21 protein-coding genes are annotated in these 23,370 nt (G+C 62.2%); 16 read left to right on the forward strand and 5 right to left on the reverse strand.

The genetic code is table 11. From position 1 onward, the window contains the following. The first annotated feature begins 71 nt into the window (after window positions 1-71). The 14 genes from pedF to ACIOVD_RS15460 all read left to right on the forward strand — a co-directional run bounded on the left by pedF (window position 72) and on the right by ACIOVD_RS15460 (window position 13,953). On the forward strand, window positions 72-533 hold the full coding sequence (pedF, locus tag ACIOVD_RS15395) for a cytochrome c-550 PedF (protein ID WP_095168864.1): 462 nt from the start codon (window positions 72-74) through the stop codon (window positions 531-533). Window positions 534-537: 4 nt separating this feature from the next. Further along, on the forward strand, window positions 538-1,413 hold the full coding sequence (locus tag ACIOVD_RS15400; RefSeq protein ID WP_159995749.1) for an ABC transporter substrate-binding protein: 876 nt from the start codon (window positions 538-540) through the stop codon (window positions 1,411-1,413). Window positions 1,414-1,421: 8 nt separating this feature from the next. Then, window positions 1,422-2,183 (forward strand): quinoprotein dehydrogenase-associated SoxYZ-like carrier, encoded by a 762-nt coding sequence (locus tag ACIOVD_RS15405; protein WP_401128811.1) that lies wholly within the window; start codon window positions 1,422-1,424, stop codon window positions 2,181-2,183. A 16-nt stretch (window positions 2,184-2,199) separates the two neighbouring features. Next, complete coding sequence (locus tag ACIOVD_RS15410; RefSeq protein ID WP_095168861.1) at window positions 2,200-3,132, forward strand: quinoprotein relay system zinc metallohydrolase 1; 933 nt, start codon at window positions 2,200-2,202, stop codon at window positions 3,130-3,132. A 151-nt stretch (window positions 3,133-3,283) separates the two neighbouring features. Next, window positions 3,284-5,059 carry a PQQ-dependent methanol/ethanol family dehydrogenase gene (locus ACIOVD_RS15415; protein WP_401128815.1) on the forward strand — a complete coding sequence of 592 codons (1,776 nt, stop codon included), beginning with the start codon at window positions 3,284-3,286 and terminating at the stop codon, window positions 5,057-5,059. Between the two features lie 139 nt (window positions 5,060-5,198). Further along, window positions 5,199-6,719, forward strand: coding sequence for an aldehyde dehydrogenase family protein (locus ACIOVD_RS15420; RefSeq protein ID WP_095168859.1), 1,521 nt, complete (start codon window positions 5,199-5,201; stop codon window positions 6,717-6,719). Window positions 6,720-6,981: 262 nt separating this feature from the next. Beyond that, window positions 6,982-7,053: a pyrroloquinoline quinone precursor peptide PqqA gene (pqqA, locus tag ACIOVD_RS15425; RefSeq protein ID WP_003253598.1), complete on the forward strand. Its 72-nt coding sequence runs from the start codon at window positions 6,982-6,984 to the stop codon at window positions 7,051-7,053. Window positions 7,054-7,108: 55 nt separating this feature from the next. After that, window positions 7,109-8,023, forward strand: coding sequence for a pyrroloquinoline quinone biosynthesis protein PqqB (gene pqqB / locus ACIOVD_RS15430; protein WP_401128819.1), 915 nt, complete (start codon window positions 7,109-7,111; stop codon window positions 8,021-8,023). 92 nt (window positions 8,024-8,115) lie between these two features. Further along, window positions 8,116-8,868, forward strand: a complete 753-nt coding sequence (gene pqqC, locus ACIOVD_RS15435) for a pyrroloquinoline-quinone synthase PqqC (RefSeq protein ID WP_401128822.1) — start codon at window positions 8,116-8,118, stop codon at window positions 8,866-8,868. Next, window positions 8,865-9,137: a pyrroloquinoline quinone biosynthesis peptide chaperone PqqD gene (gene pqqD / locus ACIOVD_RS15440; protein ID WP_095168856.1), complete on the forward strand. Its 273-nt coding sequence runs from the start codon at window positions 8,865-8,867 to the stop codon at window positions 9,135-9,137. The genes pqqC and pqqD overlap by 4 nt, the downstream gene beginning before the upstream one ends. Further along, complete coding sequence (gene pqqE, locus ACIOVD_RS15445) at window positions 9,115-10,257, forward strand: pyrroloquinoline quinone biosynthesis protein PqqE (protein WP_401128826.1); 1,143 nt, start codon at window positions 9,115-9,117, stop codon at window positions 10,255-10,257. Before pqqD ends, pqqE begins: the two co-directional genes overlap by 23 nt. Window positions 10,258-10,367: 110 nt before the next feature. After that, entirely contained in the window at window positions 10,368-11,531 is a 1,164-nt protein-coding gene (gene ercA / locus ACIOVD_RS15450) for an alcohol dehydrogenase-like regulatory protein ErcA (protein ID WP_095168854.1), read from the forward strand. Then, complete coding sequence (locus ACIOVD_RS15455) at window positions 11,515-13,242, forward strand: NahK/ErcS family hybrid sensor histidine kinase/response regulator (RefSeq protein ID WP_095168853.1); 1,728 nt, start codon at window positions 11,515-11,517, stop codon at window positions 13,240-13,242. Before ercA ends, ACIOVD_RS15455 begins: the two co-directional genes overlap by 17 nt. Before the next feature lie 90 nt (window positions 13,243-13,332). Beyond that, a complete protein-coding gene (locus tag ACIOVD_RS15460) occupies window positions 13,333-13,953 on the forward strand; it encodes a TetR/AcrR family transcriptional regulator (protein WP_401128830.1) in 621 nt (206 codons plus the stop codon). Window positions 13,954-14,001: 48 nt separating this feature from the next. Here ACIOVD_RS15460 and ACIOVD_RS15465 read toward each other — a convergent pair whose 3' ends face one another. The 4 genes from ACIOVD_RS15465 to hydA form a co-directional block, all read right to left on the reverse strand. Then, window positions 14,002-14,934 carry an RHS repeat-associated core domain-containing protein gene (locus ACIOVD_RS15465; RefSeq protein ID WP_401128833.1) on the reverse strand — a complete coding sequence of 311 codons (933 nt, stop codon included), beginning with the start codon at window positions 14,932-14,934 and terminating at the stop codon, window positions 14,002-14,004. 230 nt (window positions 14,935-15,164) lie between these two features. Continuing rightward, window positions 15,165-16,439 carry an NAD-dependent dihydropyrimidine dehydrogenase subunit PreA gene (gene preA, locus ACIOVD_RS15470; RefSeq protein ID WP_095168849.1) on the reverse strand — a complete coding sequence of 425 codons (1,275 nt, stop codon included), beginning with the start codon at window positions 16,437-16,439 and terminating at the stop codon, window positions 15,165-15,167. Beyond that, the gene (locus ACIOVD_RS15475) at window positions 16,439-17,806 is read right to left on the reverse strand and encodes an NAD(P)-dependent oxidoreductase (RefSeq protein ID WP_401128836.1); all 1,368 of its coding nucleotides are present in this window, start codon (window positions 17,804-17,806) and stop codon (window positions 16,439-16,441) included. The genes preA and ACIOVD_RS15475 overlap by 1 nt, the downstream gene beginning before the upstream one ends. A gap of 77 nt (window positions 17,807-17,883) precedes the next feature. Continuing rightward, complete coding sequence (hydA, locus tag ACIOVD_RS15480; RefSeq protein WP_401128839.1) at window positions 17,884-19,323, reverse strand: dihydropyrimidinase; 1,440 nt, start codon at window positions 19,321-19,323, stop codon at window positions 17,884-17,886. A gap of 633 nt (window positions 19,324-19,956) precedes the next feature. Here hydA and ACIOVD_RS15485 point away from each other — a divergent pair. After that, a complete protein-coding gene (locus ACIOVD_RS15485; protein WP_159995771.1) occupies window positions 19,957-21,441 on the forward strand; it encodes an NCS1 family nucleobase:cation symporter-1 in 1,485 nt (494 codons plus the stop codon). A gap of 90 nt (window positions 21,442-21,531) precedes the next feature. Further along, the gene (locus ACIOVD_RS15490) at window positions 21,532-22,803 is read left to right on the forward strand and encodes a Zn-dependent hydrolase (RefSeq protein ID WP_095168845.1); all 1,272 of its coding nucleotides are present in this window, start codon (window positions 21,532-21,534) and stop codon (window positions 22,801-22,803) included. Window positions 22,804-22,874: 71 nt separating this feature from the next. Here ACIOVD_RS15490 and ACIOVD_RS15495 read toward each other — a convergent pair. After that, the coding region (locus ACIOVD_RS15495) for an enoyl-ACP reductase (protein WP_401128843.1) at window positions 22,875-23,370 on the reverse strand (496 nt) is incomplete at its 5' end.

The following is a 23,370-nucleotide window of genomic DNA, read 5'->3' on the forward strand; positions in this document are numbered from 1 at the left end:
CCAAGGCCTTTCTAAGATGGCTGCCATAGCCTCTGCCAAGAGGTTTTGCGTGCAATCCTGAGGGCATAACAATGACAACAAAACGCAACGCCTTGCTCGTTGCCGGACTGCTGGCCGGCTTTATCAGTGCAGGTTCGGCCTGGGCCCACGGCAACGTGGTGCCACAAGCCGTCGAGACCCAGGGCCTGACCCCGATCAAGGATGCCGGCGTGACGCTGGATGGCGATGGCTGGGCTGCAGTGAACCCATACCGCACTTCGCCGGAACACGACAAGGCCGTGGCCATCGGTTCATCGGCCTACAACCAGAACTGCGCCGCCTGCCATGGCCTGGAAGCCAAGTCCGGGGGGATTGCCCCCGACCTGCGCATGCTCGACGCCGGCGATGCCGGGGACGAATGGTTCGTCGAGCGCGTGCGCCACGGTGCCGTGCGTGACGGTCGGGTGTACATGCCGAAGATGGCCGACTACCTGAGCCAGGAAGCCCTGTGGGCGGTTCGCACCTACCTCGATAGCGTGCACGTCGAGGAGTGAGCCCATGCGCCTGCTCGCGGTGTTGATCAGTGCGCTGCTGCTGTGTTGCCCAGCGGCGCAGGCCCAGGTCCGGACGTATGACGAGATGATCGCCGCCGGGGAGTTGAAGGTGGCGGTGTACAAGGACTTTGCCCCCTACAGCTTCGAGGAAGCCGGGCAGCCCCGTGGGGTCGATGTGGAGCTGGCCCAGGCATTGGCCAAGGCTCTGGGCGTGCGGCTGCAACTGATCTGGGCGCCGGCCGGGGAAAAGCTCGACGACGACCTGCGCGATTACATCTGGCGTGCCAGTGCGTTGCACAACCAGCAACTGGCCGACCTGATGATGCGCGTGCCCTACGACCGCGACTTCGCGCAGAAACGCAATGAGCTGGGCGAGCTGGAAAACGGCCATGTGGTGATGTTCGGGCCGTACCAGAGCGAACAGTGGCAGGTGGCTTTTGACCGTCGCCGGCTGGACAAGGTGGCCAGTGTGGCGGTGTTCGAATACCAGCCGATCGGGGTCGAGGTCGACAGCGTGCCCTCGTTCTACCTGACCTCGGTGTTCAACGGCATGCTGGCGAAAAACACCCGGCACTATCCCGGTGTGCCGCAGGCCTTTGCCGCCATGCAGGCTGGAGAAGTGGATGCGGTCATGGCCATGCGCGGCGAGATCGACTGGCAATTGCACCAAGCCGCCGACCCGCAGTTGGCGCTGGCAGAGAACGCCTACCCGAACATGGGCAAGCAACGCTGGGAAATCGGCATGGCGGTGCACGAGAGCAACCGTCAACTGGCCTACGCCGTCGAAGAGGCGCTGGAAGGTTTGATCCGCGAGGGTGCGGTGCAAGCCCTGTATAGCCATTACGGCCTGCGCTACGACGTGCCCGAGATGTATCAATAGGAGCTGCGATGAACTGGCGAGCGAGTTGTCTGTTGGCCTGCTGGCTGCCGTTGTTGGCGGTTGCCGCGCCGGTCGATCCAGGGAAGGATCCGATGCCGTCGGTGATGTGGGCCTTCTATCACAAGCAGATGCTCGGCGATGCGCCGTTCGTGTTCGATGAGCGGGTCAAGCTGCTGGCGCCACCGTTTGCCGAGGATGCGCGCCAGGTGCCACTGGAAATCGACGCCCGGGCATTCAAGGGCGAGGTGGTGAGAATCCTCGCCTGGGCCGAGTTGAATCCGTTGCCGAAGATCGTCGACTTCGAACCGCTCGGCGGGGTGCTGCCGTGGCTGGCGATCCGTATCCGTATCGAGCAGGCCACACCCCTGCGCGCGGCGGTGCAGACCCGGGACGGCCTGTGGCACGTTGGCTCGACCCTGATCGACGCCGCGGGTGGCGGCTGCACGGCGCCGAGCGTGGTGCGCACCCAGCCAGGCTGGGAAGAACACATTGGCGAAGTGCTTGGTGGCCGTTATCCGCGGGACAGCTTCAGCCGCTTGCGCCTGCAGGTGGCCCACCCGATGGACAACGGCATGGTTGGCGGGATCCCGGAGTTCTTCCTCAACCACGCTGAACTGCGTGACCAGGACGACCAGCTCATGGCCCGCCTGGAGCTGTTCCCTGCGGTCAGTGAAAACCCCAGCCTGGCCTTCGATATCGAAGGGGCAGGGCAGACGCGCCTGCTGCTGCGTGACAACAGCGGCAACCAATTTTCCGCAACCCTGCCCTGAGCCCAAGGAGTACCTGATGCGCTGGATGCTGTTGTTGTGCCTGTCGCTGAGCCTGCCGGCCCTGGCGGATCTCGACTATGTGCTCAGCCCGCGACAGATCGCCGAAGACACCTGGCTGCTGGAGGGCAGCACCGACAATTTTGCCAAGGCCAACGGCGGCAATATCGTCAACACCGCGTTCATCGTCACCCGCCAAGGAGTAGTGGTGATCGACAGCGGGCCCTCCAAACGCTACGGCGAGGCCCTGCGCAAGGCGATCGCAACGGTCACTGACAAGCCGGTGATCCAGCTGCTGTTGACCCATCACCATCCTGACCACGTGCTGGGCAACCAGGCGTTCAGTGATGTGCCCATTGGCGCCTTGCCCGGGACCACCGAGCTCCTGCAACAGCAGGGTGACGCCATGGCCGAGAACATGTACCGGATGGTCGGCGACTGGATGCGCGGCACCGAAGTGGTGCTGCCAACCCAGACCCTGGCGCCGGGGCTGAAAAGTTTTGGGAATCACGATTTGCAACTGCTGAGCCTGGGTGGGCATACCGGCGCAGATCTGGCTATTCTCGACCAGCGAACCGGCGTGCTGTTTGCCGGTGACCTGGTGTTTTATCAGCGAGCCCTGACCACGCCCAACAGCCCGGGGTTGTCGGTGTGGTTGGCCGACATTGCCACGCTGCAGGGTTTGCCCTGGACGCAAGTGGTGCCCGGTCACGGCCCGGTGGCCAGCGATGCGCGTCCGTTCGAGCAGATGCGCGACTACCTGGCCTGGCTCGACCAACTGCTGCGTGACGGTGCCGCCAACGGCAGCGACATGGGCGAGATGATCCGCAGCCCGATCCCCGAGCGCTTCGCCGCCATCAACCTGAGCCGCTATGAATTGATCCGCAGCGTCAGTCATTTGTATCCGCGCTATGAGCGCGAGCAGATGCAGCGGATTGACTCCACCCCGTAACCCCGTCGCATCGGCTACGGGCTCGACCCCCTACCAAGGAACTAACAATCTCCACACTGCGGGCAATTGTTGCCAGGGTCGTGGCGCTGAAGAATCTGCTCCAGACCGGGAAAATTTCCCGGGTATAACAAAAACCGCAGAGGTAGCCGCCATGACCCAACCCGCACGTCGCCAACCCTTCGTCCTGTGTGCACTGCTCAGCGCCATGCTGCTGTCCGGCACGGCCCTGGCCGCCGTCAGCGACCAGGATATTCTCCAGGACCCGAAAAACCCGGAGCAGATCGTCACCAACGGTCTGGGCGTCCAGGGTCAGCGCTACAGCCCGCTGGACACCCTCAACGTGAATAACGTCAAGGACCTGCGCCCCGTCTGGGCATTCTCCTTCGGTGGCGAAAAACAGCGTGGCCAGCAAGCGCAGCCGATGATCAAGGACGGCGTGATGTACATGACCGGCTCCTATTCGCGGGTGTTCGCGGTGGACGCGCGCACTGGCAAGAAGCTTTGGCAATACGATGCGCGCCTGCCCGATGACATCCGCCCCTGCTGCGACGTGATCAACCGCGGCGTGGCGCTGTACGGTGACCTGGTGTTCTTCGGCACCCTCGACGCCAAGCTGGTGGCCTTGAACAAGGACACCGGCAAAGTGGTCTGGAGCAAAAAAGTCGCCGACCACAAGGAAGGCTACTCCATCAGCGCTGCGCCCCTGGTGATCAACGGCAAGCTGATCACCGGGGTCGCCGGTGGTGAGTTCGGCGTGGTGGGCAAGATCGAAGCCTACGACCCGAAAAACGGCGAACTGCTGTGGAGCCGGCCAACGGTCGAAGGTCACATGGGCTACGTCTACAAGGACGGCAAGGCGGTCGAGAACGGCATTTCCGGTGGCGAAGCGGGCAAGACCTGGCCGGGCGATCTGTGGAAGACCGGTGGCGCCGCGCCGTGGCTGGGCGGCTACTACGACCCGGAAACCAACCTGCTGCTGTTCGGCACCGGCAACCCGGCTCCGTGGAACTCGCACCTGCGTCCTGGCGACAACCTCTACTCCTCGTCGCGCCTGGCCCTCAACCCGGACGACGGCACCATCAAGTGGCACTTCCAGAGCACGCCCCACGATGGTTGGGACTATGACGGGGTGAACGAACTGGTGTCGTTCAACTACAACGAAGGCGGCAAAGAGATCAAGGCTGCTGCCACCGCCGACCGCAACGGGTTCTTCTACGTGCTGGACCGCACCAACGGCAAGTTCATCCGTGGCTTCCCGTTTGTCGACAAGATCACCTGGGCCACCGGCCTGGATAAAGACGGCCGGCCGATCTACAACGAAGCCAGCCGACCGGGTGCTCCGGGCAGCGAGGCCAAGGGCAGCTCGGTGTTTGTCGCGCCGGCGTTCCTGGGGGCCAAGAACTGGATGCCGATGGCCTACAACAAGGACACCGGGCTGTTCTATGTGCCCTCCAACGAGTGGGGTATGGACATCTGGAACGAAGGCATCGCCTACAAAAAAGGCGCGGCATTCCTCGGGGCCGGCTTCACCATCAAGCCGCTGAACGAAGACTACATCGGCGTGCTGCGGGCAATTGATCCGAAAACCGGCAAGGAAGTCTGGCGCCACAAGAACTTCGCGCCACTGTGGGGTGGGGTGCTGACCACCAAGGGCAACCTGGTGTTCACCGGTACGCCGGAAGGCTTCCTGCAGGCGTTCAACGCCAAGACCGGGGAAAAAGTCTGGGAGTTCCAGACCGGCTCCGGGGTCCTGGGCTCACCCGTGACCTGGGAAATGGACGGCGAACAATACGTCTCGGTGCTCTCGGGCTGGGGCGGTGCCGTACCTCTGTGGGGCGGCGAAGTGGCCAAGCGGGTCAAGGACTTCAACCAGGGCGGCATGCTCTGGACCTTCAAGTTGCCGAAGGAGCTCGTCGCCAAGCATTGATCCGGAGTTCACCGCATAACCCAGTACCAAATAACGAGAGCCCCCCTGCCAACGGCGCATACGTCTGGCACGCGGGGCTCTCTACTATCGGTGCATCGCCTGTTTGCCCGACAGGCATTGACCAAGACAGAGGCCCAGCATGATCTACGCACAACCCGGTACCCCAGGCGCTGTTGTTTCCTTCAAGCCGCGCTATGGCAATTTCATCGGCGGCGAATTTGTTGCGCCGATCAATGGCCAGTACTTCACCAACACCTCGCCGGTCACCGGCGAGGTGATCGCCGAGTTCCCGCGCTCCAGCGCCGCCGACATCGACCGCGCCCTGGATGCCGCCCATGCAGCGGCAGATGCCTGGGGCAAGACGTCGGCCCAGGATCGCTCCCTGGTGCTGCTGAAAATTGCTGACCGCATCGAGCAGAACCTGGAAATCCTCGCGGTCACCGAAACCTGGGACAACGGCAAGGCCGTGCGCGAGACGCTCAACGCCGACGTACCGCTGGCCGCCGACCATTTCCGCTACTTCGCCGGTTGCATCCGCGCCCAGGAAGGCGGTGCCGCAGAAATCAACGAGCTGACCACCGCCTACCACTTCCACGAACCCCTGGGCGTGGTCGGGCAGATCATCCCGTGGAACTTCCCGCTGCTGATGGCCGCCTGGAAACTCGCCCCGGCGCTGGCGGCCGGTAACTGCATCGTGCTCAAGCCAGCCGAGCAGACGCCGCTGTCGATCATGGTCTTCGCCGAACTGATCGCCGACCTGCTGCCCGCCGGCGTGCTGAACATCGTCCAGGGTTTTGGTCGCGAAGCCGGTGAAGCCCTGGCCACCAGCAAGCGCATCGCCAAGATTGCCTTCACCGGCTCGACCCCGGTGGGCGCGCACATCATGCATTGCGCCGCCGAGAACATTATTCCGAGCACGGTGGAGCTGGGTGGCAAGTCGCCGAACATCTTCTTCGAAGACATCATGAATGCCGAGCCTGCGTTCATCGAGAAGGCCGCTGAAGGCCTGGTGCTGGCGTTCTTCAACCAGGGCGAAGTTTGTACCTGCCCGTCCCGGGCGCTGGTGCAGGAGTCGATCTACGAGCCGTTCATGGCCCAGGTGATGAAGAAGATCGTCAAGATCAAGCGCGGCAACCCGCTGGATACCGAAACCATGGTCGGCGCCCAGGCTTCCGAGCAGCAATACGACAAGATCCTCTCGTACCTGCAGATTGCCCAGGAGGAGGGCGCCGAACTGCTTGCTGGCGGTGCGGCCGAGCGTCTGGAGGGCGATCTGTCCAGCGGCTATTACATCCAGCCGACCCTGCTCAAGGGTCACAACAAGATGCGCGTGTTCCAGGAGGAAATCTTCGGCCCGGTAGTCGGTGTCACCACCTTCAAGGACGAAGCCGAGGCCCTGGCGATTGCCAACGACAGTGAGTTCGGTCTCGGTGCCGGCCTGTGGACCCGCGACATCAACCGCGCCTACCGTATGGGCCGGGCGATCAAGGCTGGCCGCGTGTGGACCAACTGTTACCACCTGTACCCGGCCCATGCCGCGTTCGGTGGCTACAAGAAGTCCGGGGTCGGCCGGGAAAACCACAAGATGATGCTCGACCACTACCAGCAGACCAAGAACCTGCTGGTGAGCTACGACATCAATCCGCTGGGGTTCTTCTAACTTCGCACTAACGACAACCACCCTGTAGGAGCGAGCTTGCTCGCGATGGACGTCAACGATGACGCGTTCTGTCTGTATGTACGCGCTGTCTTCACGTCCTTCGCGAGCAAGCTCGCTCCTACAACGTTTGTGCGTGCATGACGATCGCACCCCCCCTACCAAATCACCCCGCCAACTCCTTCGAAAGTAGCATTCGGTCACCTCAAGCCCCGTGCATTAATGCCTGTACCGGAATCGCCCGGCACAAGAAGAGGAATGACCCATGTGGACTAAACCCGCGTTTACCGATCTGCGCATTGGCTTCGAAGTGACGATGTATTTCGCCAACCGTTGATTGTCCACCCGGCCAGCCATAGCGTTGGCCGGGCCTGCCTTCTGGAGCAATGCCCATGCACATCCGTGTCCTCGGTTCCGCCGCCGGTGGCGGTTTTCCGCAGTGGAACTGCAATTGCCGCCAGTGCGCTGGCGTGCGCGCGGGCAGCCTGCGTGCGCAACGGCGTACGCAGTCCTCGATTGCCTTGAGTGACAACGCTGTGGACTGGGTGCTGTGCAACGCTTCGCCAGACATTCGCGTGCAGCTGGAAAGTTTCCCCGCGCTGCAACCAGCGCGCCGGCTGCGGGATACGGCGATTAACGGAATCATCCTGATGGACAGCCAGATCGACCACTGCACCGGCCTGTTGAGCCTGCGCGAAGGCTGTCCGCACACCGTGTGGTGCACCGAACGGGTTCATCAGGACCTGAGCAGCGGGTTTCCCTTGTTTGACATGCTGGCCCACTGGAACGGCGGCCTGCAGTGGTCACCCATCGGCCTGGACCGCGCGCCGTTCAGCATCGCTGCGTGCGCACACCTTGAGTTCCGGGCCATCCCGTTGGTCAGCAACGCACCACCGTATTCGCCGAATCGTGGCAACCCGCAGCCGGGTGACACCATCGGTCTGTTCATCGAGGACCGGCGCAGCGGTGCGTCGTTGTTCTATGCCCCGGGCCTGGGCCAGGTCGACGACGAATTGCTCGGCTGGATGCAGCGCGCCGATTGCCTGTTGCTCGATGGCACGCTGTGGCGCGATGACGAGATGCGCCTGTGCGAAGTCGGCCAGAGCCTGGGCCGCGAGATGGGGCACCTGGCGCAAAGCGGCCCGGGCGGCATGCTTGAGGTGCTGGAGGGCTTTCCACGCCAGCGCAAGGTGCTGATTCACATCAACAACACCAACCCGATCCTCGACCCGGACTCGGCCGAGCGGGCGGAGCTTGAGCGGCGCGGAATCGAAGTGGCCTACGACGGCATGCACATCGAACTGTAGGGCCTTTCGCCAGCAGGTTGACTCGGACCCTTGTGGGAGCGGGCTTGCCCGCGATGCCCCCCAGACCTCACCGAACCGCCAGGAGAAGCACAATGTTTCACCAGCCAATGACCCCCAGCGAATTCGAAGCCGCCCTACGTGCCAAGGGCGCCTATTACCACATCCATCACCCGTTCCACCAAACCATGTACGCCGGGCGTGCCACTCGCCGGCAGATCCAGGGCTGGGTCGCCAATCGCTTCTACTACCAGTTGAACATCCCGCTGAAGGACGCAGCGATCCTGGCCAATTGTCCGGACCGCGAGGTGCGGCGGCAGTGGCTGCAACGCTTGCTCGATCACGACGGGGCGCCGGGCAGCGAAGGCGGGATCGAGGCCTGGTTGCGCCTCGGCGAAGCCGTCGGGCTGACCCGCGAACAAGTGCTGTCCCAGGAGTTGGTGCTGCCGGGGGTGCGGTTTGCCGTGGATGCCTACGTCAATTTCGCCCGGCGCGCCTGCTGGCAGGAGGCAGCGAGCAGTTCGCTGACCGAGCTGTTCGCCCCGCAGATCCACCAGTCGCGCCTGGACGCCTGGCCCCAGCATTACCCCTGGATCGACCCGGCCGGCTACCAGTATTTCCGCACGCGCCTGGGGCAGGCCCGTCGCGACGTCGAGCATGGGCTGCAGATTACCTTGGCGCATTACGTCACCGCCGCCGGCCAGCAACGCATGCTCGACATCCTGCAATTCAAGCTCGATGTGCTGTGGAGCATGCTCGATGCCATGAGCCTGGCCTACGAACTGGAGCGCCCGCCGTACCACACGGTGACCAGCGCCAATGTCTGGCACCGGGGGATCGCCTTGTGAACCTGATCAAACACGAACAGGCACCCGTGCTGCGCCGTGGTTTTCGCCTGCAATGGGAACCGCGCCAGGACTGTCACGTGCTGCTGTACCCCGAGGGCATGATCAAGCTCAATACCAGCGCCGGGCAGATCCTCAGCCTGGTGGACGGCCAACGCAGTGTGGCGGCGATCATTACTCAACTGAGCGCCAGTTTCCCCGGGGTGCCGGGGATCGACGAGGATGTCCTGGCGTTCCTGGAGGTGGCCCATGCGCAATTCTGGATTGAGTGAAACGCCACCCGGTCCACCGCTGTGGTTGCTGGCGGAGCTGACCTATCGCTGCCCGTTGCAATGCCCCTATTGCTCCAACCCGCTGGATTTTGCCCGGCACGGCGAGGAACTGAGTACCGCCGAGTGGATTCGGGTATTCCGCGAGGCCCGCGACATGGGCGCCGCGCAACTGGGCTTTTCCGGTGGCGAACCGCTGGTGCGCCAGGACCTCGCCGAGTTGATCAAGGCCGCTCGGGACATGGGTTACTACACCAACCTGATCACCTCGGGCATTGGCCTGACCGAACACAAAGTGCGGGATTTCAAAGTGGCCGGGCTGGACCATATCCAGATCAGCTTCCAGGCGGCCGACGAAGCGGTGAACAACATGCTCGCCGGCTCGCGCAAAGCCTTCGCGCAAAAGTTGGCGATGGCCCGGGCAGTCAAGGCCCAGGGTTACCCGATGGTGCTGAATTTTGTCACGCACCGGCACAACATCGACCGCATCGAGCAGATCATCGAGCTGTGCCTGGAGCTGGAGGCCGACTTTGTCGAGCTGGCCACCTGTCAGTTCTACGGCTGGGCCGAACTCAACCGGGTGGGCCTGCTGCCGACCCGCGACCAGTTGCAGCGCGCCGAAGCGATCACCCAGGAGTACCGCAAGCGGCTTGAGGCGCAAGGCCATCCGTGCAAACTGATTTTCGTCACCCCGGACTACTACGAGGAGCGTCCCAAGACCTGCATGAACGGCTGGGCCAACCTGTTTCTCGACATCACCCCCGACGGCACCGCGCTGCCGTGTCACAGCGCCCGGCAGTTGCCCGTGGCGTTCCCCAATGTGCGCGAGCACAGCATCGAGCACATCTGGAATGACTCGTTCGGCTTCAACCGCTTTCGCGGTGATGCCTGGATGAAGGAGCCGTGCCGCTCTTGCGATGAAAAGCACAAGGACCTGGGCGGCTGTCGTTGCCAGGCGTTCATGCTCACCGGCGACGCCGCCAACGCTGATCCGGTGTGCAGCAAGTCGGCGCACCACGGGGTGATCCTCAAGGCCCGGAAAGAAGCCGAGGCACCCGGGCCGGGCATGGAGGCGCTGACGCTGCGCAACGAAAAGGCTTCACGGTTGATTTATCGCGGATAGATAGCCAAGTCTGGTTCAGGCTTGGGGGTACCCAATGGTCTGATTGCATTCACCACCGGATCGGTTAGTGTGGCTGTTACCTTTCAAAACAATAAAAAACAGGCTTTCCAATGAGCCAGAGTCTCAGCCAACTGCGTAAGTTCGTTTCCCCTGAAATCATCTTCGGTGCCGGTTGCCGGCACAACGTCGGCAACTATGCGAAGACCTTTGGTGCCCGCAAGGTACTGGTGGTCAGCGACCCGGGGGTGATTGCCGCCGGCTGGGTGGCCGATGTCGAGGCCAGCCTGCAGGCCCAGGGCATCGATTATTTCCTCTACAGCGACGTGTCGCCCAATCCGCGGGTCGAAGAAGTCATGCTCGGCGCCGAGCTGTACCGGGAAAATCACTGCGACGTGATTGTCGCGGTCGGTGGCGGCAGCCCGATGGACTGCGGCAAAGGCATTGGCATTGTGGTCGCCCACGGCCGCAGCATTCTCGAGTTCGAAGGCGTGGACACCATTCGTGTCCCCAGCCCGCCGCTGATCCTGATCCCGACCACTGCCGGCACCTCGGCGGACGTGTCGCAGTTCGTGATCATTTCCAACCAGCAGGAGCGCATGAAGTTTTCCATCGTCAGCAAGGCGGTGGTGCCTGACGTGTCGCTGATCGACCCGGAAACCACCCTGAGCATGGACCCGTTCCTGTCGGCCTGTACCGGCATCGACGCGTTGGTGCATGCCATCGAAGCCTTCGTGTCCACCGGGCACGGGCCGCTGACCGACCCCCACGCCCTGGAAGCGATGCGGCTGATCAACGGCAACCTGGTGCAGATGATCGCCAACCCGGCGGATATCGCCCTGCGGGAAAAAATCATGCTCGGCAGCATGCAGGCCGGGCTGGCGTTCTCCAATGCGATCCTCGGCGCGGTGCATGCCATGTCCCACAGCCTCGGCGGCTTTCTCGACCTGCCGCACGGGCTGTGCAACGCGGTGCTGGTGGAGCACGTGGTGGCGTTCAACTACAGCTCGGCGCCGGAGCGCTTCAAGGTGATCGCCGAGACCTTTGGCATCGACTGCCGTGGCCTCAATCACCGGCAGATCTGCGGGCGCCTGGTGGAGCACCTGATCGCGCTCAAGCACGCCATCGGTTTCCACGAAACCCTGGGCCTGCATGGGGTCAGTACGGCGGACATCCCGTTTCTCTCGCAACACGCGATGGATGACCCGTGCATCCTCACCAATCCGCGCGAGTCCAGTCAGCGGGATGTCGAGGTCGTCTATGGCGAAGCCCTCTGAGCAGCAGCAACAGGCGCTGGCCGGGCTGCTGGGGCTAGGCAACCACTCGGCCCGCAAGAGTCATTACCCGGAACTGGCGGCGCGCCTGCAAGAGCTGGAAGCCGAGCGCAATCGCTACAAGTGGCTGTTTGAAAACGCCGTGCACGGTGTGTTCCAGGCCAGCTTGCTGGAAGGCATGCGTGCGGCCAACCCGGCGTTGGCGCGGATGCTCGGCTACACAGACCCGCAGGATGTCCTGTTCTCCCTGACGGACCTGGCCGACACGCTGTTTGTCGGCGGCGCCCGCGAGCTGGAGCAGATCCGCGAGATCCTGCAGCGCGAGCGCAGCCTGCTGGGCTACGAAACCCAACTGCGGCGCAAGGACGGCAGCGCACTGGACGTGCTGATGAACCTGTTGCTCAAGCCCGATCAGGAGGGCTTGGTGGAAGGGTTTGTCGCCGACATCACCGAACGCAAGCTGGCCCAGGAGCGCCTGCAACAGCTCAATGACCAACTGGAGCAACGGGTCACCGCACGCACCGACGAATTGCTCGAGGCCAACCGCAACCTGCAACAGCAGATCGCCGAGCGCGAGCAGATCGAGCAAGCCCTGCGTGATGCCCGGGACGCCGCCCAGGCCGCCAACCACAGCAAGGACAAGTACCTGGCCGCGGCCAGTCACGACCTGCTGCAACCGCTAAACGCCGCGCGGCTGCTGGTTTCGACCCTGCGCGAGCGGCATCTGCCCGAGGTCGAGCAGGTGTTGGTGGAGCGCACTCACCAGGCCCTGGAAGGGGCCGAGGATTTGCTCACTGACTTGCTGGATATCTCGCGCCTGGATCAGGCAGCGGTAAAACCCGACGTCGCCCTGTATCGGCTCGACGAATTGCTCGGCCCGCTGGTCTCGGAGTTCCAGTCGGTGGCTGAAGCCGCCGGGCTGAATTTGCGGGTGCGCATGGGTGACTTCGGGATCCGTACCGACCTGCGACTGATGACCCGCATCCTGCGCAACTTCCTCAGCAACGCCTGCCGCTACACCGAGCAGGGCAGCATCCTGCTGGCCGCTCGCCGGCGGGGCGCACTGTTGCGCCTGGAGGTCTGGGATACCGGGCGTGGGATTGCGGCAGATCGCCTGGAATCGATCTTCCTCGAATTCAATCAACTGGATGTCGGCCGCGCGGCCGACCGCAAGGGCGTCGGCCTTGGGCTGGCGATCGTCGAACGGATCGCCAAGATCCTCGATTACCGGGTCCAGGTGCATTCCTTGCCAGGACGCGGTTCGATGTTCAGCATCGATGTGCCGATTTCCGACGACATCCCTCTGCCCATCAGCCTCGCGGTGCCCCAGGCGGGCACCGGCAATCCGCTGCCGGGACGACGGTTGCTGGTGCTGGACAACGAAGTGAGCATCCTGCAGAGCATGAGCGCGTTGCTCGGGCAGTGGGGCTGCGAAGTGGTCACGGCCACCGATGAAAGCTCGGCGCTGAGTAACTTGATGGGCCAGGCTCCGGAGCTGATTCTGGCGGACTATCACCTGGACCACGGGGTAGTGGGCTGTGAGGTGGTGCGGCATTTGCGCGAGCATTTCCAGCAGGTGATCCCGGCAGTGATCATCACCGCCGACCGCACTGACCAATGCCGGCAATCCTTGCAGAAACTCGATGCGCCGCTGCTGAACAAACCGGTGAAACCCGGCAAGTTGCGCGCGGTGTTGAGCCAGTTGCTGGGTTGAGCGGTAATCATTGGCGGCCCTCGGCGTACACGTTTCGTTTCGTGTGTCGCCAATGCTAGTCTTGGACAATGCCGCTGACAGGGAGCCCCCATGGGCAATCACAAGATCGAGATCCGTCGCAGCAACGTCGAGAAAATCCTCCTGGCCGCGGAAAAAGTCTTCGCCGAAAAAGGCTTTGGCAGCACCGCGATGGCGGACATCGCCAGGGAAGTGCAACTGCCACGCTCCAACCTGCATTACTACTTCAGCACCAAGACCGAACTCTACAGCGCGGTGCTCTTCGACTTGCTGGAAGTGTGGAAGCAGGACGCGCTGTGCTTCGAGATGTTCGACGATCCGCGGGTGGTCCTGAGCAGCTACATTCGCGCCAAGATGAACCATTCGCGCAGCCGGCCCTATGGCTCGAAAGTCTGGGCCAATGAAATCATCCACGGCGCACCGACCCTGGGCCAGGCACTGGACGCCAGCCTGTACGACTGGGCCAAGATGAAAGAAGCCAAAATCCGCCAGTGGGTCGACGACCAACGCATCCTCCCGGTCGAGCCTTCCAGCCTGCTGTACATGATCTGGGCCTCGACCCAGCACTACGCCGACTTCGACCACCAAGTGAACATTCTCAACGAGCACCATCCGCTGTCGGACATGCAGTTCGAGCGGGCAGTGCAGACGGTGACGAGTGTGATCTTGCGGGGGATTGGGTTGGAGCCTTGAGCTGTGCGCTGAGGTTGTGATGCGTAGTAACCGTAGCGCACGGATAAGTTATTGCCTGATTTGTTGGGCGCTAGCCTGTTGTTCAAAAGTATCGACGCTGTGCTGTTTTATTTGCTTCTCGGTAAGTCGAAGTTCGGCGTTAGATTTCCAGAGTGTGCGGGTTGGCCCGCTTTGACTAGTAAGTTCTGATATTTTACGGGTCAGTTTTTCCCATCTTTTTTGTTGGTGTTTAGTGGCCCGTGTTTGAAAGCCCGGCGTGTTTGCTTGTTTGTAGTTGTCATATTTTTGTGCGCTACGGGTAAGCTTCCTGCGCCAAATGCCACCTTTGGAGTATTGCGCTTTTTCTTTATGTGTATTGGTTTTTGTGACAGGAAGTTCGTGTGTAAACTCCTCACTCTGTAGCCGAGAGATGCTGTTCCTGATCGGTATATCCAGTATTTTATCTAGTATTGGATTATTCGTTGCAAGGCTAGGCCGAGCTATGGAACCTGCGGTTTTTTGTACCCTGTAATTTGGGTTTTTGACGATTACCGTCCCGCGCTGACTAATGTTCGGCAATACATGCAGAGGCATATTACCGGTGGAATCGTGAAAGTTGATTGGGTCATTTCCGCAATAAGCATACGAATTAATCCCCCCTTCACCAAAAGGACTCAAGTCGTCCGGGCTGTTAAATCGCATCAATACAGGGTTATAAGCACGTTTACCCTGTCCCAACAAATAGTGCCCGGTTATTGAGTCCGGACACTCACCGTTGAACGCTAGTAAATGGCTTAAAGCGCTTTCGGCCGGATGGTGTCCGTAGGCCGTGTAGGCCAGTTGCTGCGGGTTGTTGTCGGTCAAGGTTTGCAGCAGGGAATGTGCTCGATCGGTTACCAATAGCGTTGTTTCGCTGACACCGGCCATGCTTTGTCGCTGTGCCAACGGCTGGGCTGCATGGCGAATGATCGATCGTTGCCCCTGGCCGTCCAGCTCGGTCACCAGATAGTTCTCCTGATAGAAGCGCTGTGTGCTCGCGCGTTCCAGGAGTCCCACGCCCATGAGACGGTCCAGTGGGTCGTATTGATACCGGGACAGTATCTTCAATGATGAAGGCGCCATGGGCAGGGGGCTCTGTGGCTGGTTGGGCTTGTCTGAGCCTGTGATACTTCTTCAGTGTTGTCTAGCTAGCAGATCTGCTAGGTCGCGGGGGCGATAACCCCCCGCTGATCTCACCCGGCAACGTGATACGGGTTCCTCGGATCGTGGTTCCAGTCGAGGAAGGGTTTGCCGTTATCGACCGCCACCATCTCGATGCAGTCCTGCACCGGGCAGGTGATCTGGCACAGGTTGCAGCCCACGCATTCGTCGTCGATCACCTGGTACTTGTGGCTGCCGTCGGCCTGCTTGAGGCTGGCCACGGCCTGGTGCGAGGTGTCTTCGCAGGCGATGTGGCAGCGTCCGCAACCGATGCAGGCTTGCTGGTCGATCCGGGCGATCACTTGGTAGTTGATGTCCAGGTACTTCCAGTCGGTGGTGTTGCCCACCGCGCGCCCGGCGAAGTCCTGCACGCTGGCGTAACCTTGGCTGTCCATCCAGCGCGACAGGCCGTCCTTCATGTCCTCGACGATCCGAAAACCATGCAGCATCGCTGCGGTGCACACTTGCACTGCGCCGCTGCCCAGGGCCAGGAATTCGGCGGCGTCGCGCCAACTGCCGATGCCACCGATACCACAGATCGGCAGGCCCTGGGTCTGCGGGTCGCGGGCGATTTCGGCGACCATGTTCAAGGCAATCGGCTTGACTGCCGAGCCGCAGTAACCGCCGTGGGTACTCTGGGTGCCAACCATGGGCAGGGCGACCATGCGGTCGAGGTCGACGCTGGTGATTGAGTTGATGGTATTGATCAGAGACACCGCATCGGCCCCGCCACGATGGGCCGCACGAGCGGCGACACGGATGTCGGTGATGTTCGGCGTGAGCTTGACGATCACCGGCAACGAGCAATAGGTCTTGCACCAGCGGGTGACTTGCTCGACGTATTCCGGCACCTGGCCCACTGCCGCGCCCATGCCGCGCTCCGGCATGCCGTGGGGGCAGCCGAAGTTCAGCTCGATGCCGTCGGCGCCGGTGGCTTCCACCAGCGGCAGGATGTGTTTCCACGACTCTTCGACGCAGGGCACCATCAGCGAGACGATCAGGGCGCGATCTGGCCAGTCTTTCTTGACCTGGGTGATTTCCCGCAGGTTGATCTCCAGCGAGCGGTCGGTGATCAGCTCGATGTTGTTGATGCCCATGACTTCACGGTTGGCGCCAAAGTGCGCGGAATAGCGGGACGAGACGTTGACCGCCGCCGGGTCCTCGCCCAGGGTTTTCCAGACCACGCCGCCCCAGCCGGCCTCGAAGGCCCGGACCACGTTGTAGGCCTTATCTGTGGGCGGTGCGGAGGCCAACCAGAACGGGTTGGGGGCCTTGATGCCGGCGAAGACAATCGAGAGATCGGCCATTACGCAGCCTCCACGTTGAGCATGAGTTGGGCATGCATGGCTTGCGCGGCGAGCTTGCCGTGCTGCACCGCTTGCACGGTCAGGTCCTGGTCGAGGCTGGTGCAATCGCCGCCGGCATAGACCCCGGGAATGCTGGTGCGCATCTGCTCGTCCACCTGGATTCGCCCGCCCTGGCGCTGCAGTTGGCAGGCCAGCGGATCGCTCAGGGCGTGCTCGTCGAAGCTTTGGCCGATGGCCTTGAAGATCGCATCGGCGGCCAGTTCGAAGGTCTCGCCGGTGTTGACCAACCGCCCCTCATCCAGGCGGGTGCGGGCGAAGCGCATGCCGCGCACCTGGCCTTTGGCGTCGAGCAAGACTTCCTCGGGTTGGGCCCAGGTCATCAGCCGCACCTGATTGGCCTTGGCGATGTCTTGCTCGTGGTCGGTCGCGCCCATCTCCTCCAGACCCCGGCGGTACACCAGGTTGACGTCACGGGCCCCCAGGCGAGCCATTTGCACGGCCATGTCGATGGCTGTGTTGCCTGCGCCGAGGACGATGCAATGCTCGGCCAGGGGCAGTTGGCTGAGGTCATCGCTCTGGCGCAGTTCGCGGATGTAGTCGGTGGCGGCCAGCAGGCCCGGCGCGTCCTCGTGGGGCAGGCCCAGTTGTTTGCTGGCGGCCAGGCCGAGCCCGAGGAACACTGCGTCGAACTGTTGGTGCAGGTCGCTGAGGCTCAGGTTGTCGCCGAGCTTGTGCCCGTGGCGGATTTCGATGCCGCCGATTTGCAGGAGGAAATCCAGTTCGTGCTGGGCGAAGTCATCCACCAGCTTGTACTTGGCGATCCCGTATTCATTGAGTCCACCGGCTTTTTCCCGGGCTTCGAAGATCACCACTTCATGGCCGTGCATGGCACTGCGGTGCGCGCAGGACAACCCGGCGGGGCCGGCGCCGACCACGGCAATGCGCTTGCCGGTGGCGGCGGCGCGCTGGAACGGATGCTCGCGAAAGTGCGCGTTGTCGATGGCATAGCGTTGCAGTAGGCCGATCAACACCGGCGCGCATTCCTCGGCGTTGTTGCGCACGCAGGCGTGCTGGCAGAGGATTTCCGTCGGACAGACCCGGGCACAGCTGCCGCCGAGAATGTTCGCCGAGAGGATTTTCTGCGCGGCGCCCTGGACGTTGTCCTGGTGGATGTTACGGATGAAGGAGGGAATGTCGATCTCGCTGGGGCAGGCGTTGACGCAGGGCGCGTCGTAGCAATACAGGCAGCGCGAGGCTTCGACTTCGGCCTGGCGCGCAGTGAGGGGCGGGGCCAGGTCGCTGAAGTGGCCGGCGAGGGTAGCGCCATCCTCAAGGGGATGGGGCAAGTGGTTCAGGGAATTGATCACGGTCTAGGCCTCACGGTTATTTGAGGGTTTGCCTCTGGCGGGCATTGGTTTTTGTATGGCCTGTGTGGGCCCGGATCTCAGCGTTTCACCGCCACCGGCTTGTGCAGTTCGGCGCGCTTGCTCAACAGGTCGAACACCGCCGGGTAGGCTGGGCGTTCGATGTAGCGCCCGGCACCCCGTTCGGCCCGCAGGTCGCCATCGGCCCAGACCAGCCGGCCCTGGCTGATGGTATGGCTGGGAATGCCGCGCACGGTCTTGCCTTCGAAGATGTTGAAGTCGACTTGCTGGTGATGGGTCTTGGCCGAGATCGTGCGAGTGCCCTGTGGATCCCACAGCACCAGGTCGGCATCGGCGCCTACGCGGATCGCGCCCTTGCGCGGGTAGAGGTTGAAGATCTTCGCGGTGTTGGTGGAGGTCAGCGCGACGAATTCCTGCATCGACAGGCGCCCGCTGTTGACCCCTTCATCCCAGAGCACCGCCATGCGGTCTTCGATGCCGGCCGTGCCATTGGGAATCTTGCTGAAGTCGTCGCGACCGGCGGCTTTCTGATCGGCGCAGAAACAGCAGTGATCGGTGGCGGTGGTGTGCAGGTTGCCCGATTGCAGGCCGTGCCAGAGTGCCTCTTGGTGGCCGCGGGGACGGAAGGGCGGGCTCATCACGTAACCGGCGGCGGTGTGCCAGTCCGGGTGCTGGTAGACGCTGTCATCCAGCAGCAGGTGCCCGGCCAGCACCTCACCGTAGACCGGCTGCCCCTTGCTGCGGGCGTAGGTGATTTCGTCCAGGGCTTCCTTGGTCGAGACGTGCACCAGGTACAGCGGCGTGCCGAGGGTTTCGGCGATGCGGATCGCCCGGCTTGCCGCCTCACCCTCAACCTGTGACGGCCGCGACAGAGGGTGTGCTTCCGGCCCGGTCATGCCCTGGGCCATCAACTTGCGTTGCAGGTGATAGACCAGTTCGCCGTTTTCCGCATGTACGGTGGGCACGGCGCCGAGTTCCAGGCAGCGTTCGAAACTGGCGACCAGGGTGTCGTCGGCCGCCATGATGGCGTTCTTGTAGGCCATGAAGTGCTTGAAGCTGTTGACCCCGTGCTGGCTGACCAATTCGGCCATTTCCTCGCGGACCTGCTCGCTCCACCAGGTGATGGCGACATGAAAGCCGTAGTCGGCGGCGGACTTCTCGGCCCAGCCGCGCCACTGCTGAAAAGCTTCGAGCAGGGATTGCTGGGGGTTGGGGATCACGAAGTCGATGATCGAGGTGGTGCCGCCGGCAAGGCCCGCGGCCGTGCCGCTGTAGAAGTCCTCGCTGGCGACTGTGCCCATGAAGGGCAGTTGCATGTGGGTATGGGGGTCGATGCCGCCGGGCATCAGGTACTGGCCGCTGCCATCGAGCACTTCGCAGCCTGCGGGAATTTCCAGATTGTTACCGATGGCTTTGATCAAACCGTCGGCGCAGAGGACATCGGCGCGATAACTTTCATCATGGGTAATTACAGTGGCGCCACGGATCAACAGAGACATTCCGAGTTCCTCGCAGGCAAGACCGGCTTGTGCCGGTTCTAAGTGTTTTATATGTAGCAGGCTAAGGAAGTTGTATTCCTGTCAGCGCTGTCAGGATTAAACGCTAGCTGGAGTTAGGCGAATGAGCAAGAATATTTTTTATATGCTTATAACTATTTTAAGTCATTGAATATAAACAGATAAAACTGATATTCCGCATATTGGTGCGACCGTTCACCATTTTGACGCACTTGACAGGAACCCAATATGGTCGAGATTTGTCATGTGAAATCAGCTATTTGAGGTCAGCCTGTGGCGAAGGAAAAATTCATCTATAAATATAACGCACCAGAATGAGTCCTGACGGGTTGGACAACTTGCCTGGCATTTAGCCTGAGTGTGCAGGTCAGTTGTCGCAGGCAGGCTGGTTTTGAAACAAAAACGAAAAGATATCAGTTGTTTACATGGATTTTACTGATCCGCACCGAAGCCTGGCAGCGTCCGCGGCACGCTTCGCGGCACGCTTATTGATTGCCGCCGCTGACGCCTTGGTCGGAAGGTAAAAGTTGTCAGTTCTCCGGCCATCGTTTGGCTCGCGGTTACTCCGTTGGCCAGCCCGATGAGCAAAATAATCAAAAGAACAGTGGAGCGGCCATGCAACAGAACAGATCCCAGGTCACCGAGCGCGACGGGTTGTACGAACTGGACGCCGGCAGTGACGTCCTCGACAGTCCCAGGTACAACCACGACATTGCCCCGACCAAGGTGCATGAGCGCACCTGGAACAAATGGCACATCACCGCGCTGTGGGTCGGCATGTCGATCTGCGTACCGACCTATACCCTGGGCGGGGTGCTGACAGCCTACTTCGGCCTGAGCGTCGGCGAAGCACTGCTGGCGATCCTGCTGGCCAACGTCATCGTCCTGATTCCGCTGACCCTCAATGCCTTTGCCGGGACCAAGTACGGTATTCCGTTCCCGGTATTGCTGCGGTCCTCCTTCGGGGTGATCGGCTCCAACGTCCCCTGCCTGATCCGCGCCCTGGTCGCTTGTGGCTGGTTCGGTATCCAGACCATGTTCGGCGGGCTGGCAATCCATCTGTTTCTGGGCTCGATCTTCGAGGGCTGGAAATCCCTCGGCGGCACCGGCGAGGTTATTGGCTTCATGGTGTTCTGGGCCCTGAACCTGTGGGTGGTGCTGCGTGGGGCCGAGTCGATCAAATGGCTGGAGACCCTATCGGCGCCGCTGTTGGTGCTGGTGGGGCTGGGGCTGCTGGTGTGGGCCATGCCGAACGTTTCCCTGACCGAGTTGATGGCGCAGCCACCCAAACGGCCGGAAGGCGCCAGCGTCTGGAGTTACTTTTTCGCCGGTTTGACCGCCATGGTCGGCTTCTGGGCCACCCTGTCGTTGAACATTCCGGATTTCAGCCGCTACGCAAAAAGCCAGAAGGACCAGATCGTCGGGCAGATCATCGGCCTGCCGCTGACCATGTTCCTGTTCGCCGCCCTGGGCGTGGTGCTGACCGCCGCCTCGGAAAAACTGGTGGGGGTGACAGTGTCCGATCCGGTGACCCTCATCGGCCACATCCAGAGCCCGCTCTGGGTCGCGCTGGCCATGGCCTTGATCATCATTGCCACCTTGTCCACCAACACCGCGGCGAACATTGTGTCGCCGACCAATGACTTCCAGAACCTGGCGCCCAAGCTGATCAACCGGACCATGGCGGTGATGCTCACAGGGCTGGTGGGCCTGGCCCTGATGGGCCATGAACTGCTGAAAAAACTGGGCTGGATTGTCTCCGAGATCAGCCTGGAATCGGTGTATTCCAACTGGCTGCTGGGTTATTCGAGCTTGCTTGGACCGATCGCCGGGATCATGGTGGTGGACTATTTCCTGATCAAGAAACAGCAACTGGACCTGGCGGGGCTGTACCGCGATGACGTGTACCCGGCGTGGAACTGGTTCGGTTTCATCGCGTTCGGCGTACCGGTGGTGCTGACCCTGTTGTCCCTGGGCAGCGATGCGTTCAGTTGGTTCTACAGCTACGGCTGGTTCACCGGTTCGGCCCTGGGAGGCCTGATTTACTACGGGTTGTGCACGATGCGGCCGGACGCTTCCATTGCGAAATCGGCGGTATGACTGCAGGCCTCATCGCGGGCAAGCCCGCTCCCACAGAGCGGAGCATGTGCCTGGTACCTGACAAAACAATAACAGCCTGAGGAGATCCCCATGAACGCGGCCGTAGACGTTCTGCAATCGAACCATCAGCACATCAATCGTGACCGCCTGTGGCAGTCGCTCATGGAGCTGGCCAGGCTCGGCGCCACGGTCAAGGGCGGTGTCTGTCGCCTGGCCCTGACCGACCTTGACCGTCAGGCCCGGGACATCTTTGTGCGCTGGTGCGAGGACGCTGGGTGCAGCGTGAGCATCGATGCCGTCGGCAACATTTTTGCCCGTCGCCCCGGGCGCAACCCGGACCTGCCACCGGTGATGACCGGCAGCCACATCGACACCCAACCCACCGGCGGCAAGTTCGACGGCTGTTTTGGCGTGCTGGCCGGGGTCGAAGTGCTGCGCACGCTCAACGACCTGGGGGTGGAGACCGAGGCGCCACTGGAGGTGGTGGTCTGGACCAACGAGGAAGGCTCGCGATTTGCCCCGTGCATGATGGGTTCCGGGGTGTTTGCCGAAAAGTTCACCCTGGAAGAAACCCTGGCCAAGGTCGATGCCGAGGGGGTGACGGTCGGTGAAGCACTCAACGCGATCGGTTATGCCGGACCGCGCCAGGTCAGCGGGCATGCGGTGGGGGCTTACTTTGAAGCGCACATCGAGCAAGGGCCGATCCTGGAGGACGAGCGCAAGACCATCGGTGTGGTGATGGGGGCGCTGGGGCAGAAATGGTTCGACCTCAAGCTGCGCGGTGTCGAGGCCCACGCCGGGCCAACGCCGATGCACCTGCGCAAGGACGCCCTGGTGGGGGCCGCCGTGATAGTCGGAGCGGTCAATCGCGCGGCCCTCGGTCATCAGCCCCACGCCTGTGGCACCGTCGGTTGCCTGCAAGCCTATCCGGGATCGCGCAACGTGATCCCCGGCGAGGTGCGCATGACCCTGGACTTCCGGCACCTGCAGCCGGCGCGCCTGGACTCGATGATTGCCGAGGTGCGCGAGGTGATCGACAGCACCTGCCAGGAGCACGGCCTGACGTATGAGCTGACGCCGACCGCCGATTTCCCTCCGTTGTACTTCGACCAAGGCTGTGTCGAGGCCGTACGCGGCGCGGCCCAGGGCTTGGGCCTGTCCCATATGGATATTGTCAGTGGCGCGGGGCATGACGCGATCTTCCTCGCCGAACTGGGCCCGGCCGGGATGATTTTCGTGCCGTGCGAGGGCGGCATCAGTCACAACGAAATCGAAAACGCCACGCCAGAGGATCTGGCGGCGGGTTGTGCGGTGTTGCTGCGGGCGATGCTGGCGGCATCGGCGGCGATCGCCAAGAGGTAGGCCCAAGGCACAAAAAAACCGCCGGGATCGGTATTAGCCGATCGTGGCGGTTTTTTCGTGCCGCGCGAAGATTACTCTTCGATGTTGCCCATGGCGGTGGTGTTGAAGCCGCCGTCCACGTACATGATTTCGCCGCTGATGCCGGACGCCAGGTCCGAGCACAGGAACGCGCCGGCGTTGCCGACTTCGTCGATGGTGACGTTACGACGCAGCGGGGTTTGTGCTTCGTTGGCGGCCAGCATCTTGCGGAAGTTCTTGATGCCCGAAGCTGCCAGGGTGCGGATCGGGCCAGCCGATACGCAGTTTACGCGGGTACCGTCCGGGCCCAGGGAGCCGGCCAGGTAACGCACGCCTGCTTCCAGGGAAGCCTTGGCCATGCCCATCACGTTGTAGTTCGGCATGGTGCGTTCGGCACCCAGGTACGACAGGGTCAGCAGGCTGCCGTTGCGGCCTTTCATCATTTCGCGACCAGCCTTGGCCAGGGCCACGAAGCTGTAGGCGCTCATGTAGAGTGAAAAGCGGAAACAGTAACCGGTGCTGGCTTCATTTAAGTCGCAGTCCAGATCT

The organism is Pseudomonas sp. NPDC087626 (assembly GCF_044743405.1).
In the GTDB taxonomy this organism is placed as follows: domain Bacteria; phylum Pseudomonadota; class Gammaproteobacteria; order Pseudomonadales; family Pseudomonadaceae; genus Aquipseudomonas.